Genomic DNA, 16,609 nt, shown 5'->3' with positions numbered 1-16,609 from the left:
AAGAAAGTAATAAGCTCTCTACTAGCGTTTTCCAATCCAACTTCCATTATGTAAGTGTCATAGGAAGACTGGCTGCAACAACAAAAAACGATTGCCATACAGATCCTCGAAAACAACCTCCATGCCGTACATCACTTCGTTTGGTTCACTCACAAACTTCACGCCGCGTTGACGCAGTGTTTCGTATGTGGACCCAAAATCATCCGTCTCCCAAACCCACATTGGATTTTTGCCGACCTGACGAAGCATTTCCTGCGCAACTTCTTCCTGATGCCAATGGGTAGGGTCATGCAATACGATCTCGATCTCCTGCCCAGGAAGGCCGACGGTGAGCCAACGAGAACCATCATCCATACGAGAATCCATGCGTTTTTCGAAACCGAGTTTTTCCGTGTAAAACCGCAATGCCTCTTCACAATCGTGAACGTACAGCGTCACATGCGCTAATCTTTTTAGCACGGCTTTTCCTCCTGTTCACTTACGCTTGTCTGAGAACGTCAATAACATCAAGCATTTCCTTCGGCATTGGCGCTTCGAATTCGAGCTGCTCTCCTGTACGGGGATGGATGAAGCCCAGTGTTTTCGCATGCAGCGCTTGTCCATCGAGCTCCAATGTATTTTTCGGACCGTATTTCGGATCGCCTGCCAGTGGATACCCAATGTATTTCATATGTACACGAATTTGATGGGTACGTCCTGTTTCGAGTTTCAATTCCACTAACGTGTACTCTTTGAAGCGCTCCAGCACGATAAAGTGCGTGACAGCCGGCTTGCTGTTTTCAAAAACAACCGCCATTTGCTGGCGATTTTTCGGATCGCGCCCAATCGGTGCTTCAATCGTCCCCATTTCATGCGGGATGACACCATGAACAATCGCGACATACTTCCGATTGACCGTATGTGCCTTCAATTGTTCAGCCAAACCCATGTGTGCCTTGTCGTTTTTGGCTACCATCAACAGGCCGGATGTATCCTTGTCAATGCGATGGACAATTCCCGGACGCAAAACGCCATTGATTCCGGACAAATCCTTGCAATGTGCCAAAAGCCCATTGACGAGCGTCCCACTGTAATGACCAGGAGCAGGATGCACGACGAGGCCACGTGGTTTATTCACGACCACGACATCGCTGTCCTCGTATACAATATCAAGCAGCATCTCCTCTGGCTGGATCGCCATTTCCTTTGGCGGCGGAACACGGAGGGTCACTTCGTCCTCTGCCTGCAGCTTGTAGTTGTTTTTGATCGGTTCACCATTGACAGTGACACGGCCTTCCTTCACCCAAGCCTGCACCTGTGAACGGGACCAATCTTCATTTTGCAGCGTGATAAACTTGTCGATGCGCTCGCTCGTATCCGCTGGCTCTACCGTCCAATCGTAACGTTCAAACAATTGCGTGTCATTCATGTATGTTCTCCACCTATCCGAGCTTTCCCACTATTATTCTCATGACTATCTGTTTTTCTTCCCATCCAGAAAAACATCGAGAAGCAAAATCCCCACACCAATCGTGATGGCCATATCAGCCACGTTAAAGATCGGGAAGTTAATCAACGTAAAATCGAGAAAATCTACGACTTGACCGGTCATTGCACGATCAATGAAATTCCCGACGGCTCCACCCAAGACCAATGACAGCGCCAACGATGCACGAGGTTGGTTTTTTCCCAATCGAATCAAGGAAATGACAATCCCAATCACAACGACAATGGTAATGACAATAAAAAACCAGCGTCGATTTTGCAGGATGCCAAATGCCGCTCCCATATTTCGATGGGAAGTCAGATGAAAGACGTCCGCGATCAAAGGAATGGATTGTCCCAGTTCCATATACTTCACGACTAAATACTTTGTAAACTGATCAAGCGCAATAATTACTGCCGCAATGAGATAGTACAACAATGGAATGTCCTCCTTATTCTGCTTCGACCAGCAACTGTACAAACACAATGTCAAATGATCATTTTACCAGAGACAGTCTACGTGAACAAGCGTTTTCCTTTTTTATACAGTCGATAGCCTTTGCGCACGACTTCCAGCATCCACAATGGAATTTTCCATCCACGATCCTTGATAAATGGCAGGTATACCTTGTAATACGCCTTGCGTAAATCACGCCATTTCGTGTCTGTCTCATTGACATAGTAATCCGATACGTCAATCAGATAACCTCGTCCCTGATCCATTAAAACGTTTTTCCCATGGACATCATGCGGAAACAAACCCTTCCTGCGGGCCTCTTCTAGCGCGTCCTCCACGTCTTCAATCACCTGCGGAGGAATGGGAATACCAAAGCGGACACAGTCAAACAGGGGGATGCCGTTCATCCGCGTAATGACCAAGTATCCTTCCCCATAATCATAACAGACGGGGAAGGAACGAGTCTCCCCAAGCTTGCGATAGACTTCGATTTCCTGTTCAGCTCCTGGTCTTCCAGGTGCGTACAGCTTGATCACTACCTTTGGATAGTCCGGGTGGGCAAATACGGCAGCATAATTGCCGGTACCGACCAGCTCCCACGGGTATGGTGTGTGGTGAACTACGACTGGATCATCCGGTGACAGACTCTCCACTTTAACTTCCTGTAAAAAAGCTTGCAATATATGCTGATCGATCCGCATCGTTTCTCATCATCTCTCATCAGTTACCGACTTCGAACTACGTTAAAACAAAATTATAGAAGGTTCATCTACTACGATCATTCAGACACTTCCTATAAGGGGCAAAAAATCCTTTACACTGGTGAGGCCAGGAGATCCTGTCCGATTCCAATGAAAGGATTGCATATGGACAAGAATACCTCATTTTTTTGATTTGGTAAATGGGTAGTCAATGTCCACCATTAGCACCTGTTTCATGTAGTGTATAACGAATGATTGTATCTGATTCATGAAGTCTCTTGTACGCTGCTGTCGTGGTGGGGAGGAAACAGGAGAAAACGCTCAGCTTCTAGGGCCACCCCCTGTGGGATTGACTGCACGACTCCATGCAAAAAGCGAAACCGCGTCCAAAGTGGTTCTCTCAGGATGTGTTTTCAGAGGTGGACGCTTAAGAACGTGTTTCGCTTTTTGCATTGCGTCTCGGTCGGTGTCCCTAAGATCTTCGCTTATTTCTCCTGTTTCCTCTACGAACTTTCCGTGTTCCCCCCACTTTTTAAAGCTTTGAAAGAATGAAGAAAGACATCAGTTACGCCAGAGAAGAATATTTCCAGACGTAGCGACTTGTGGAGTCCTACCAAGCTCCGAAGGGATTCGCGGGCAAAAGAAACGCAACGTGCTCGCGCTACGAAGCGGCTACCACTTTTGCGTTTCCCCGCGAATCCCTTCGGAGCGGACAGTCTTAGCCCCCAGCAGGACGGAGCCTGGAGCCTAGACTGGAAATATTCTTCTCTTCACCGCAGCCACCTAACAGGAGCCTCAAGGAGCTGTCGTGGTGGGGAGGAAACAGGAGAAAACGCTCAGCTTCTAGAGCCACCCCCTGTGGGATTGACTGCACGACTCCATGCAAAAAGCGAAGCCGCGTCCAAAGTGGTTCTCTCAGGATGTGTTTCAGAGGTGGACGCTTAAGAACGTGTTTCGCTTTTTGCATTGCGTCTCGGTCGGTGTCCCTAAGATCTTCGCTTTTTTCTCCTGTTTCTTCTACGAGCATTTTGTGTTTAACGAGCTTTTAAGACTTGAAAGAATGAAGAAAGACATCCGTTACGCCAGAGAAGAATATTTCCAGACGTAGCGACTTGTGGAGTCCTACCAAGCGGAGAAGGGATTCGCGGGCAAAAGAAACGCAACGTGCCCATGCTACGAAGCGGCTACCACTTTTGCGTTTCCCCGCGAATCCCTTCGGAGCGGACAGTCTTAGCCCCCAGCAGGACGGAGCCTGGAGCCTAGACTGGAAATATTCTTCTCTTCACCGCAGCCACATGACAGGAACTTACGTAAAAAAAGAAGAACCTCGCACATCCATGCAGGCTCTTCCCTTCATGATTTACACATTAATCTCCAAAAACCATTCGCGAATCGCATCTTCCAGCTTCTGCAATGCAGTCGCATTCGTTGCTTCACAATAGATGCGCACCAACGGTTCTGTCCCAGACGGACGGATCAAGACCCAATGTCCTTCCTCGAGCAACAGCTTGACCCCATCCACTCGTTGAATCTCCAAAACCTGATAAGGACCAATTAGTGCAGGTGGCTTGGCGATCATTTGCTGTACCCATTGATCTTTTTCCGGCAATTTCATATCAAGACGCGTATGGAACAGCTCGCCGAATTGCTCGTATACATCTCGCAATATTTGATCGATTCCTTTGTTTTCATACGCGCACATCTCGGCGAGCAACAAATTGATGAGTACGCCGTCTTTCTCCGGGATGTGACCGAGAATACTGGCCCCGCCACTTTCTTCTCCACCAATGAGCACGTCGCCTTTGCGCATTTCCTCGCCTACGTATTTGAAACCGACTGGCGTCTCCACCAGTTCAAGACCATAATGCGTAGCCATCCGATCCAGTAGATGCGTGGTCGCTACTGTCCTGACAATCCGTCCCGTCAACCCACGATTTTTTCGCAAATGATAGGTCAGGAGGACGAGCGCTTCGTTTGGAGTGATGTACTGTCCAAAGCGGTCGACGACTCCGAAGCGGTCCGCATCCCCGTCATTGGCAAGACCAAGAGACGCTTGGCGTTCTACCACTTCTTTTTTTAGCAAATGCAAATGCTTATCGTTTGGCTCAGGCAAATCTCCTCCAAAAGCCGCATCCGGGACTTCTCGGATTCCGACGTTTTTCACCCCCGCCTCAGACAAAAAACCGCTCACGTAGCCCATACCGGCACCATGCATAGCATCGACTACAACGGACAAGGAAGAGTTTTGCAAAACGTCCATGTTTACCATCCGTCTAAGATGCGCCTCGTAATGAGGACGCAGCACAATGACTTGCAGCAGCTTGCGGGCCTTTGCTTCCGCGAGGGAAATCGTACGCACCGAGTTGGCCTGGCAGGTTTCGGTGATCCACTCTTCCAATCTTTGCGTGATCGCAGGCGTTGCAGGTCCAGCGTACTCCGGAATGTATTTGATGCCGTTATATTCGGGTGGATTGTGACTGGCTGTGATCATGATTGCACCACTCGCTGCAAAATGCTTCACTCCAAAGGCTACGGCAGGTGTTGGCGCTGCTTCGTTCACCAAATAGGTACGAATGTCATTCCCGGTCAGGACAGCTGCAACTTCCTCCGCAAAGCGTCTCCCCAGAAACCGCGTGTCGTGCCCGACCAAAACAGGCTGCTCCTGTTGTCCGATTTCTTTGGTATAGCTGGCGATGGCTTGTGCAACAATGCGGACATTCTCGACAGTAAAGCCATCTGCGATGATATCGCGCCAACCGTCCGTACCGAAACGGATCGTTGTCATCTCCTCATCTCTCCCCTCGTTACCGCAACTCATTCACCTTCTCCAAATAACGCAAAACAGTGGCAACATAAGTAGCATGCGACCACGTCAGCGGTGCAACGGATACGGGAGCACCTGTATACGGATCGAGCTGTTCGGATAGTACGCCGCTTTGCAGGGCATAGCGTACGACCCAGGCCAATCTGTTCTTTGGCTCTTGGAGTTCATCGAGTGATTTCGCCTTGGCAATTTCCCAATCAGCCACCCATAAGGTGCAAATGATCCATGGATTGCCCGGCACCTTCGCCGTGTCATGTGATTTTTTAAAATAGTAATCCCCTTGGTAGCGAGCAATTCCACCAATCGCCGTATCTACTTGCAAACTCTTTTTGACAGCTTCCATCGTCCGCTCCACTCTCGGATCCTCTACGGAAAACACATCAAGCGCAAACAAGGCGAACAAGCTGCTCTCCACCGTGAAATCTTTTTCGACACTCCCATCTGCTCTTACATAAATCCCACGCAGAAAACGCCCGATTTCAGGGTCGTACAGATGTTTTTCCATTGCCCCGCGAATGCGCTCTGCCCCTTCTGCGTAGCGTTTGTAGCGTCGATCATCACCGAACAGCTGGGCAAAACGAGCCGCGGCCATTAAGCCCGCGAAAACCGTAGCACTGGTAAACGTAAAAATTCCTCGTCGCTCTTCCCATAAGTCGTAGCTTGGTTTTGGGAGTTGCAGCTCTGGATGGACATACTCCAGCAAAAAGCGGGCCGCCGGACGAACCAGCGTGGGATAGAGTGCCTGGCAGTCTTCAATTTGCTTGTCGCTCTTGTATTGCTCCCAGAGCGCGTACAGCACGAGCGCAGTCTCATCCTCCTGAATCGGGAGCTGAATGTCTCCGTCTACAATATACGGATGCCAACTGGAGCCGACAGACCCGTCTGGATTGTACTTGTGCAGCAAATACCCGTCCTTATTCAATGCGTCTGCGCAAAATCGGAAAAATGGTGCGACTACTCCCGTATAGCCAGCTTTGGCCATCGCACTCGCAATCAGTGCCCCGTCTCTTGGCCACATGTAGCTGTAATGGTCGCGATTGAATTGGAGAATATCCGAGTCATTCGCAGCGAGAATCGCTCCGTTCTGATCGATTTGCGTGCGCACGAGAAGCAAGCTGGTCTTGTACAGATTGACAACCTCTGCCGGTAGATCAGCAAAGTCCCGCTCTTCCTTATTGACCCAACGCTGCCAATACACCGCTACCCGATTGAGCAAACGTTCCGGATCGCTTTCGAGTACATACTGGTTCAATACTTTGATATCCTCATACGATTCACCAATGCACATCCAGTAAAAAAGCGTCTTCTCTTCTTGCGGTTGCAGCATGAGGGAAAAAGAGATCGTACTATCTACGGAGCCTTGTGCAATCGGATTGCCGGACAAAAGCCCATCCTCCGCGTCCCTCCAGGTCCCCTCCGCATAGTTGAACCGCTTGATCCCGACACTATATTGATCGATCCCACCCGTATCCGTTTTTCCATTCGCCATGATGTACACATTGCGCTTGTAGTGATAAATAGTGCCCAGGATGGGATCAAAAACAGCGGTATCCCCTACCTCCGTCTCATTCAAGCTGAAATCGTGATTAAAAAACAGCCTGACCTCCCGCATCTCGCTCGTCAAATTCCGAACGCACACCTTTTTCAAATAAATCGGGTCACGCTGATGCACCCCATCTGCGATTTGCAAGGAGATGCCCAGATGTTCATGATGCGCATGAACATCTGTCACCAAAGACTCCTGTCCGTATCCGAGCTTCCGCGTCCAGCCGTCTTCATCCAGCCAGGAAAAACGACCTTGTACCCATATCCCCAGCTTGCTAAAGTGTCCCCCGACATGATTCAGCTGACCGACATACGGGAAGTAGAGATCCCGCATATGCAGCTTGTCATCAAAATTAATCAGCAGTTTTCCGTTCCCGACGACGAGCGGTCTCGGCATGCCTTCACGTCCTTTTCGTTATAGGCTGTCGATCTCTCTCTTTTCGTGAAACTGATATTCGGCAATTCGCCTCGCGTAGGAAGAAGCAAGCGTAGCCGCGGTCTCTGCCGTCGCCCCTTGCGAAATCACTTTTACGTGCGAATCCTCTGAATCGGGTAAAATCAGCACCCAGCCGTTCGAATCGTATACCTTGATTCCATCGACGAGCTCCAGCAGCTTGCCTTTGTTTTCTTCCATCACTCTGCGCATGACCTTCCCTTTTGCTGCCCATGGGCAAAAGACAGTCTTTTTCTCCATATGGCACGCTGGCAACAGCTCGAGCAAAACGCTGAGCGGTTTTTCCTCAGAAGCGAGATACGAAAGAATTCTCATGAGGCTGTACACGGCATCAAACATCGGATGAAAGCGCTGTTCGCTAGATACCTCCATCATGGAACGCGGAGAGACCTTCGTGCGTACAACCTCCATTTGCAGCAGCTGGGCCATATGCTCCAATTCAATCGGTGCACTTACAGGAAGGCCGATGCGCCGGTGCTCACCACTGCAAGCCAGCAGCTGCAAAGCCGTGATTTGCTCGTTCGAGAGCTTTTCTCCGTGCTCGGTAAACAAGACAAATTGCTCGCCATTTTTATCGAGACGAACTCCTAAATCCGCTCCCTTTTTACGAATACCTTCTTGTATGGAGCTGTAATGGACAGTGACTCCCAGTGCATGCAGAAGTGGCGCAAGAAAAGTCGGAAAAAAACGCTGTTCACAATCGATCAGCAGGTGGAAGCGCTGACGCTGGATGGACGATACATTCAACTGTTGGCTCAAAGCGTGAAGATAAGCTTCTTGTACCTGATGCTCGACTTGTAGTGCTCCCAACCGATGCAGGTTGCGAACATAAGTCTCTTGCCAGTAAGCATTCTCAATTTTGCGCTCCATATCACGGGAAATCGGCAAGCCCGCATGATCAATGAATTGGATGACAATCTCTTTATCATCGACTGGCTCTGCCATAAAAACATGAATGCCGCCTTTGCAAGCCAGGGAGCGCACGCCGTATCGGATCAAGGGTGAATTGCCAATCCCGAGATCGACTGTATCAATTCCGGAAGAGCACAAACTCGTCATGATGCTATGCTTCAATAGCTGAGCAAATGGGTGTGAGCATGCCGAGAGCGCAATTTTATCCCCCGCTTGTAGTAAATACGCGTAGGCAGCAGCAAGTCTTGTAACAAATTCGGGCGTGATGTCAACGTTGCCAATGCCCTTGATTCCATGCGTCCCAAACAAATTTTTGGTTTGCTTGGCACCGTAGATGAGTGAGGTGGTGACAGTCGCATTTTCCCCGACTTCCTTATCCGGCCAAATTTTGACCCCTGCCTTTACCACCGACTTCGCCCCAATGAGGCACTGGTCTCCAATGACCGCCCCATCCCCGAGTTGTACGCAATCTGCAATCCGGGTGTTGCGGCAGAGGGTCGTTCCTGTGATCTCGGTTTTTTTCCCAATGACACTATTTTCCCAAATGATCGTCCGGGACAGCTTCGTACCGGAAGAAATGACCGTATTTTTTCCCAGAATGGAATAAGCACCAACGGCTACTCCAGCCTGCAAGTGTACATTTTCACCGATATAGACAGGGCCTTCCAAACGGACCGATGAATCGATGCGAACATCATTTTCCAAGAAAATGCGCGGCGCAATTTCCTGTGCTTTTATTTCGAGATGCACGCGTCCATCCAGCAAATCAAACTGGGCTTGCTGGTAAACCTCCAAGGAGCCAATATCAGACCAATAACCGCTTGCCTCATATCCGTATAGAGGCTTTGCTGCTTGTAAAAAGGTCGGGAAAATATCCTTGCTGAAATCCACTTCCCGCTCTTCTTCTATATAAGACAAGACCTCAGGCTCGCAGACGTAAATCCCGGTATTCACCGTATCGCTAAAAACCTCCGCCCAGCTCGGCTTTTCTAAAAAGCGGGTAATGCGCCCGTCCTCATCTGTCATGACAACTCCGAATTCCAGCGGTGTTTCTACGCGCGTCAAAATTAACGTAGCCAGTGCGTTATTATGCTCATGAAAGCGTATGGCTGCCGACAAATCGATGTCTGTCAACGTATCCCCACTGATCACGACAAAGCGATCATCGAGAAAATCCGCACAATTTTTCACGCTGCCTGCGGTGCCCAAAGGAATTGTTTCTTCAAAATAGACGAGCGAAACACCGTAGCGAGATCCATCACCAAACGTATCGCGGATGACATCGGGCAGATACTGGAGTGTCACTGCTATATCTGTAATCCCATGCTTTTTCAATAGATCAATGGTGTACTCCATGCAAGGCCGGTTTAAGAGTGGCACCATTGGTTTTGGCGTGTGGCATGTTAATGGACGTAGTCGTGTACCTTTTCCCCCAGCCATGATTACTGCCTTCATCTTCTTTCCTTCCTCCTTCATCGTTGCAATCTATGTTGTCATGCTGATTTCCGCGGGGACGTCAAGTGAACGGTATAGCTCGATGGTTTGACTAGCCAGAAGTGTCCAGTTATAAAACTGTTTGACATCTTGCATTGCCGTCTGGGCCAGTTGCTGCCGCTGAACAGGGTCGCGCAGTAGCCAGCGGAGTTGATTCGTCAAGGATTCGGGGTCGCCTGTGTACATCATGGCGCCGTTCTCTCCATGGCGAACGATCTCTCGCAGCCCTCCCGTATCCGCAACCAGAACAGGCGTACCCAAAGCCATCGCTTCCAGCGCAACAATTCCAAAAGGCTCATACAAGCTCGGGAATACCGCCACATCTGCCAAGGCGAACAGCTCATTTCGCCTTCCATCGTCTACGAAGCCCAAGAACCGGACTTGCTCAAAAAGTCCCAGCTGATGAACCAACTGCTTCCACTCGTCTTGCATCGGTCCTCTGCCGGCCACAAGCAACTTCGCATGCGGAAACTCATCGCGCAGCCTTGCCATGGCTTCCAACAATAGGTGAACACCTTTTTCCTGGACCAAGCGCCCTACAAAAAGGAGAACAGGGCCATCCCCAATCGCTAACTCCTGCCGAAGCTGCTCACGATTGACATCCGGTAGGGGAATGAGATCGACGCCATTGTGAATGACACGTAATTGGGAGGATGGTGGTCCGAACAGGCGCATGACTTCCGACTCCATATACTTGCTGCAAACGATAATGGAGTCAGAGCTTTGTGTTAGCGTACGTTCACACTCATGAATCCTTCGCTGCAACGGTGTATGAATGCCATGGTGCCGACCATGTTCCAAAGCATGAATCGTGCTGACGAGTGGAAGAGAGTACCTCTGTTTCAGTTCGATCGCAGCCCAGCTGACAAGCCAATCGTGAGCATGGATGACATCTGGTCGCACCCCGAGTGACCAGATATGCTCAACTGCATCGACCATCGCCAAATTCAGTTGAAACACCCATGCCAGAAAGTCAGCTTGTTCAGAGGGAATGTACGTAGGTAAACGGTGTACGTGAACCCCTTCCATCGTCTCATCTATGGAGCATGAATCTGTCGCACGTGTCAGGACGTGCACCACTATTCCTTGCTGGACAAGATGCCTGGCGAGATCGTAGACAGCCCGACCAAGCCCCCCTACCACATGAGGGGGAAATTCCCATGCAAGCATCAACACTGTTTTTGTCGAAGACTGGTCTTGCGCGGCCGCTACCAATTGACGCGATACGTTCACTCTATGCGTTTGTTTAGGCAAATAGAACGTGATATCCAAGTCAGGAAAGATCGGAAAGTCAGCTTCTGCTTGGGTAATTGCCCCTTCATCCAGTTGATGCTCGCGATACATCGCCAAGAGAGCCCGCATGCGAACCAAATGGTCATGAATGCGTTGCAACGCATACCGGGTGACCGTTTGACCGTCTAAAATAAACGCCCAATCACTGCTTTGGGCCAGCATCAATTCGCGGGCAGCCTGCTTGAGGCATCGTAGGGCAAGCTGATCTCCTTTCTTTTCATAAAACGTAGTAATCGCTGCGATCAGTTCGCGCTCTGCTTGATGCAGATGCCTGTATATCCAGCCATTGTTCTCATTCAGCCAGACTTCTCCGTAGCCATTTCTTCCCCACGTAGACATAGGCAAGTAACCGCGATCCTGCTCTGGATACTCCTCCAAATATTCAGATGGTGTCATTAATTTCACTTCTTTTGAATCACAAACCGTTTTTCGTATGAGGTCATCCAAAAACTGCGGACCCTCGAACCACCAATGACCAAACAGCTCCGCATCATAAGTGGCGACGACCAGCGGCTTGCGATCCATCCAGTGACTGGCTTCCTCCACTTGGCGCTCTCGGTGATACAGGAAGTGTCCCGCATGTGACGCTGCTTTTTCACGAGCCCAGCTTGGCTCATACCAGTCTTTATCCCCTTCTTTTCCGGTGATCCGATAGTATTTCAAACCGGTATGCACGCGTATGCCGTCAGGATGGATGTACGGCTCGATGTAGCTCATCTCCCTGTCAAATCCGATATCCCGGTAGTATTCACGATAGTCATAGTCCCCTGGATAACCATCGATCGAGCTCCATACCTGACGGGAAGCCACTTCATCTCGGGCAAAGGCAGCTACATCATGCGGTGTGAACAAGGGAGCCAGCACCCCTCTGCGAGGTAAAGGCGTCGCATGCTCTATCGTGTGACTGTCTACAAAGAAATACCGAAGCCCTGCCTCTTTCAGCAAACGGTCCAGTCCAGGTGCATACCCGCACTCTGGCAGCCAAATTCCCTTCGGACGTCTTCCCAGAAGCCGCTCATGCGTATCGATGCCCACCTGCAGCTGTGCCCGAATCGCCTCTTCTGTTTCGACATAGGGCAAAAAGGAATGCGTCGCTGCGCAAGTGATGAGTTCGAGGCATCCGCTGTCCGCGATATGCCGAAAGGCCTTAATCAGTTGAAAATCCCACTTGCGGCAATAGGCAATGATGGTTCGAAAACGCTCCACGTACATTTTGGAGATACGGTGTTCTTGCGGTTGACCTGCGGTTCGTTTGACTTCCTTCCCAGCCAATTCAACGGTCTTCGTTAGATGTTTGCGAAAGCGTGTCACGATCAGATCATCATCCAGCATGGAAAGTAATGTCGGAGAAATAGCAAGGGTCATGCGAAAAGTGATGCCGTCTGAGAGGAGCTTGTCGAAAACCATGAGCAAGGGAAGATAGCATTCCAGCATGGCTTCATACACCCAGCGCTCTTCCAGGCGATCGTCCCGATCCCCGTGTCGGACATAAGGCAAATGGGCATGCAACACGAGGGAGAGATAACCTTTGTGCACAAATGACACCTCACTTATTTGATGTTTTGGCATACAACGAGTAGGAGGAAAAGTTCTCAAACCAGGAAGGTGTAGCTGGATCGTGGACGGGCTCAACTAACGGTTCCCCCCAGTTCGCTTTTGAATGGCGCGGGGTAACTACCGTTTCCGAGCGCAATATCGGGCAAAACCGATTCTGTTCATATAAACCAAAATCAACAATGTATGTACGTCCTGGCTCTACATCTTTCACGTACCAGGAATGAGCCTCTTCATGTACTTGCACATCTCGGACGGAATGCGCATTTTTCCCATCAAATAAGCGTTCCGTTACATCATACAAGCGCAAGCCCTTCTGGATGTGACGATAATCGGCTTGCAGGTACGATGCGACCATTCTCATGCGTGGCCAAGTGATTTCCCAATAGATGAATAACACAGTCGGTCCTTGTGCCATGACTTTGACAATGTCCCGGCCGTAAAACGCAGGCAATTGCCATTCCAATTCCGTTTTAGCGGGAGGTAGTGTCACTGGCTTCGCACGGTCTTTTTGCAGGCGATACTTAACTTGACCAATCGTTAAGCCGCATTCTTTGGCAATTTGTGCAATGGACATGGATCGTGAACGCAGTTCGAGAATTTTTTCCAGCATTTTCTAGCACTCCCCTCCGCCAACTTCGCCTATCTGTGATTTCCCAATGTCAATCATAGCCAATGCTGCTAACAAAGACTGTCGAATGCTGGATGCACATCCCTTCTTCTTTTGTCGATCAACAATCATGTTTTCGTCATACGCAAACAAAAGTCGCTCTCCTTTCATTCTTACAAAGCTACTTCTCTAGACATTCTTTTCTTTTTTGACAAATAGGAAGAAAGAGCTATATTCCCTCATCATTTGTTTTATTTGTAAGGATTTTCATATTGGATACCGATACTATAAAATATTCAGTTCTACTACCAAAAAGAATGAAAAAGGAGTCAACGAAAGAAATGAATCGTTCATGGATTAGCATGGTAACAGCAGGATCAATTGCAATTTCAACGGTAGCGGCAGGTTTGCCACTAGCAGCTCAAGCCAAAAGCACACCGCCAAGCACCTCCCAAGAGCCCATTGATTCGCAGATTGGTCATACACCGGTTCAGGAAAACATGTCGAAGAGTCAGTTACGTCAAGCAGCCAAACAGGAGAAGTACAGCATCTCGCACCTGAATACATTGGACAATTCAGAGCTTGTTGAATTGTTGAAGGAAATTAGTTGGACGCAAATCCCTGAGCTGTTTACTTACAACGACGACACCCAGGAATTTTATGAAGATCGGGAGCGGGTTCAGTCCATCATCGATGCCTTGCAAGAGAGTGGCAAGAACTTCACCAAAGACGACGAGCAAGGCATTCATACATATGTAGAGGTTTTGCGTTCGGGGTATTACTTGGGGTATTACCATAATGAATTAAAGTATTTGATGGAGCCAAAGTATAAGCAGAAGATTATTCCAGCACTTCAAGCAATTACTTCCAATCAGTATTTCGCCTTAGGTACAAAGACTCAAAATGAAATCATTAGTTCTACGGGAAAATTAATTAGCAACACAACTGTTGATTCGGAGACAATCGGTGTTCTGTCAAAAGTAATGGAGGACTTTAACGACAATCGAGATCAGTGGTCAGAGGATCGCGAAGCAAGCGAGGCCTTTTACAGCGTCCTTCAAGGTGTTGGCTATGTTCTGATTTGGGGAGTAGATGATTCCCAAAAAGATGAGCTGGAAGGCAGCATCGACGCATTTCTCGACCCCATTTTTGACATGGCGGAAAATGGTGACACTTCCGCTGATCACGTATGGTTGACGAACAATGCCTTGTATTACACAGGGAAATTAGGAAGCTACTACAGTGATCCAGACAAAGCCAATGACATATTGACGAAAGCGATGAAAACTTATAAAAAGTGGAGCGAGCCATACTTCACTGCCGCGCAACAAATCGAGGAAACGTATGGCGAGGATGCCAATGGTAAAAAAATCGACCTCGAGGAAATGAAAAAAGAAGGGAAAAAGCATTATCTTCCGCAGCAATTTACTTTTGATGACGGAGCGGTTGTGTTCAAAACGGGAGATAAACTAACAGAAGAACAGGTTGAGCGCTTGTATTGGGCATCCAAGGAAGTGAAAGCACAATTTCATCGAGTGATCGGCAATGACAAGGAGCTTGAGAGCGGTAATCCGGATGATGTACTGACCATTGTCATCTACAATACGCCTGATGAATATAAAATGAATCGCTTCTTGTACGGATACGACACAGATAATGGTGGTATCTACATCGAGGGTACCGGCACTTTCTTCACCTACGATCGGACAAAAGAACAAAGCATTTACAGTCTGGAAGAGCTGTTCCGTCATGAATTCGTCCACTATTTGCAAGGCAGATATGAAGTGCCCGGCATGTGGGGACAGGGAGAGATTTATGAGAACAGCCGCTTGCCTTGGTATGAAGAAGGCGGAGCTGAGTTTTTCGCTGGTGCAACCCGAACAGAAGGAATCAAGCCTCGCCAGTCAGTTGTAGGCAATATTCGTAATGCAGCGTCTTATCTCGATTACACCGCGGCGGATATGATGCGTGCCAAATACGGTACCCTGGCATTCTACGACTACTCTTTCGCGCTTCAGTACCATATGTTCAAAAATGATTTTGCTCGTCTGGATAAAATCAATGATACGATTCGCTCCAATGATGTATCTGCTTATGATGACTTGATCGAGGAATTCAGCCGTGATCGCTCTCTTGAACGTGGCTATCAAGAAACATTAGAAGAATTGATCGACCAGTATGAAGAGTTGGATGTCCCTCTCGTTTCAGATGATTACTTACAAAAAGTGGACGTGACGAGCAAAGAAGAGGTTTATCGTCAAATCACAAAGGTCGCCGCTCTGACCGATGTAAAAACAGATGAAAAAGACTCTGGAGATTTCCGCAGCTTCACGTTGCGTGGGGTCTATACGGGAGGAGCTTCCCAAGGGGAATATCAGGATTGGCAAGAAATGAACCGCCTCACAGATGGATTCCTCAAGGAGTTATCGGATCTTTCCTGGAATGGCTATGACACGGTTACGAGCTACTTCACCAATTATCGTACGACAAAAGATGGACGCTTTGCCTATGATGTCGTGTTCCACGGGAAGCTGTCTCATGAAGATGGCTCCGAAACGGAACAGCCAAATCCAAATCCTGAAGACTCGTCTATTTCATTGGGTAAGCCGATCACCGGTATCATCCATCCACAAAAACCAAGTCAGGAGTTCCGTCTCGATGTGAAATCAGCCCAACAGCTTCAAGTAGAGATGGAAACAAAACAAGGAGATGGAGTGGCGTGGCTCTTATTCCACGAGTCCGATAGAGAGAACTACATCGCCTATCCCAACAAGCGTGAAGGCAACAAGCTGATCGGATCATTCGATGCGAAACCAGGGACTTACTATGTAACTGCTTATACGTATGGTACAGGGCAAGAGGACCGACCGTTTACCTTAATGGTGACGGGTGAAGATAGTCCGCAAGAGCAACTCTATCAAGAAAGCGAGAGCAATGATTCTACCGAGCAAGCAAATGGTCCATTGCCGATAGGTACGACTGTTTCAGGCGACATGAAAGGAAACGATTGGCAAGATATCTTTGCCTTCCAAGTAGATAAACCAGAAGACATACGTATTTCTCTCAACCCTCAGCAGGGACAAGGTGTGACATGGATGCTATTCCACGAAGGAAATCCAGATCAGCCTGTAGCGTACCCGCAAGAGATAGAGGGAAATCTGCAAAGTGCCCACTATCAAGTAAAGCCAGGCCGTTACTACCTGTATGTGTACAAATATCAAAATGAAGACGTTGTGTATACAGTAGAGACCAAGCAGCGCTAATCTACAAAACAAAAACAGCCCCAAACGAGTTACAAAAA

Annotated in this window: 11 protein-coding genes; 1 reads left to right on the top strand and 10 read right to left on the bottom strand. The window is 48.7% G+C overall.

What is annotated here, in order from left to right; all coding sequences use genetic code 11:
• Positions 1–57: 57 nt before the first annotated feature.
• From EL268_RS11205 to EL268_RS32740, 10 genes are all read right to left on the bottom strand, one after another.
• A complete protein-coding gene (locus tag EL268_RS11205) occupies positions 58–459 on the bottom strand; it encodes a VOC family protein (protein WP_106653274.1) in 402 nt (133 codons plus the stop codon).
• A gap of 19 nt (positions 460–478) precedes the next feature.
• Positions 479–1,408: an RluA family pseudouridine synthase gene (locus EL268_RS11200; RefSeq protein WP_106653273.1), complete on the bottom strand. Its 930-nt coding sequence runs from the start codon at positions 1,406–1,408 to the stop codon at positions 479–481.
• A gap of 45 nt (positions 1,409–1,453) precedes the next feature.
• Positions 1,454–1,903, bottom strand: coding sequence for a signal peptidase II (lspA, locus tag EL268_RS11195; RefSeq protein ID WP_106653272.1), 450 nt, complete (start codon positions 1,901–1,903; stop codon positions 1,454–1,456).
• A gap of 77 nt (positions 1,904–1,980) precedes the next feature.
• Positions 1,981–2,622, bottom strand: a complete 642-nt coding sequence (locus EL268_RS11190; RefSeq protein WP_106653271.1) for a serine/threonine-protein kinase — start codon at positions 2,620–2,622, stop codon at positions 1,981–1,983.
• A gap of 1,360 nt (positions 2,623–3,982) precedes the next feature.
• On the bottom strand, positions 3,983–5,407 hold the full coding sequence (locus EL268_RS11175) for a phosphoglucomutase/phosphomannomutase family protein (RefSeq protein ID WP_106653270.1): 1,425 nt from the start codon (positions 5,405–5,407) through the stop codon (positions 3,983–3,985).
• A 19-nt stretch (positions 5,408–5,426) separates the two neighbouring features.
• Complete coding sequence (locus EL268_RS11170; protein WP_106653269.1) at positions 5,427–7,388, bottom strand: glycoside hydrolase family 15 protein; 1,962 nt, start codon at positions 7,386–7,388, stop codon at positions 5,427–5,429.
• Positions 7,389–7,406: 18 nt separating this feature from the next.
• Positions 7,407–9,812 (bottom strand): sugar phosphate nucleotidyltransferase, encoded by a 2,406-nt coding sequence (locus EL268_RS11165; protein WP_106653268.1) that lies wholly within the window; start codon positions 9,810–9,812, stop codon positions 7,407–7,409.
• Positions 9,813–9,842: 30 nt separating this feature from the next.
• On the bottom strand, positions 9,843–12,680 hold the full coding sequence (locus tag EL268_RS11160; protein WP_106653267.1) for a 1,4-alpha-glucan branching protein domain-containing protein: 2,838 nt from the start codon (positions 12,678–12,680) through the stop codon (positions 9,843–9,845).
• Positions 12,681–12,690: 10 nt separating this feature from the next.
• Positions 12,691–13,311 carry a DUF4912 domain-containing protein gene (locus tag EL268_RS11155; RefSeq protein ID WP_106653266.1) on the bottom strand — a complete coding sequence of 207 codons (621 nt, stop codon included), beginning with the start codon at positions 13,309–13,311 and terminating at the stop codon, positions 12,691–12,693.
• A 3-nt stretch (positions 13,312–13,314) separates the two neighbouring features.
• Positions 13,315–13,461 (bottom strand): hypothetical protein, encoded by a 147-nt coding sequence (locus EL268_RS32740; RefSeq protein ID WP_164724458.1) that lies wholly within the window; start codon positions 13,459–13,461, stop codon positions 13,315–13,317.
• Between the two features lie 188 nt (positions 13,462–13,649).
• Here EL268_RS32740 and EL268_RS11150 point away from each other — a divergent pair, with 188 nt between their 5' ends.
• Positions 13,650–16,571, top strand: coding sequence for a collagenase (locus tag EL268_RS11150; RefSeq protein ID WP_164724457.1), 2,922 nt, complete (start codon positions 13,650–13,652; stop codon positions 16,569–16,571).
• Positions 16,572–16,609: the final 38 nt, after the last annotated feature.

Source organism: Brevibacillus brevis (assembly GCF_900637055.1).
GTDB lineage: Bacteria > Bacillota > Bacilli > Brevibacillales > Brevibacillaceae > Brevibacillus > Brevibacillus brevis.
Note: the sequence above shows the minus strand (reverse complement) of the source record. Positions and strands in the feature narration are given on the sequence as shown.

Excerpts from the sequence above, each read along its gene's own strand:
- EL268_RS11200 (WP_106653273.1), bottom strand. The coding sequence starts at position 1,408 with ATGAATGACACGCAATTGTTTGAACGTTACGATTGGACGGTAGAGCCA.
- EL268_RS11150 (WP_164724457.1), top strand. The coding sequence starts at position 13,650 with ATGAATCGTTCATGGATTAGCATGGTAACAGCAGGATCAATTGCAATT.
- EL268_RS11170 (WP_106653269.1), bottom strand. The coding sequence starts at position 7,388 with ATGCCGAGACCGCTCGTCGTCGGGAACGGAAAACTGCTGATTAATTTT.
- EL268_RS11155 (WP_106653266.1), bottom strand. The coding sequence starts at position 13,311 with ATGCTGGAAAAAATTCTCGAACTGCGTTCACGATCCATGTCCATTGCA.
- EL268_RS11165 (WP_106653268.1), bottom strand. The coding sequence starts at position 9,812 with ATGAAGGCAGTAATCATGGCTGGGGGAAAAGGTACACGACTACGTCCA.
- EL268_RS11190 (WP_106653271.1), bottom strand. The coding sequence starts at position 2,622 with ATGCGGATCGATCAGCATATATTGCAAGCTTTTTTACAGGAAGTTAAA.
- EL268_RS11175 (WP_106653270.1), bottom strand. The coding sequence starts at position 5,407 with ATGACAACGATCCGTTTCGGTACGGACGGTTGGCGCGATATCATCGCA.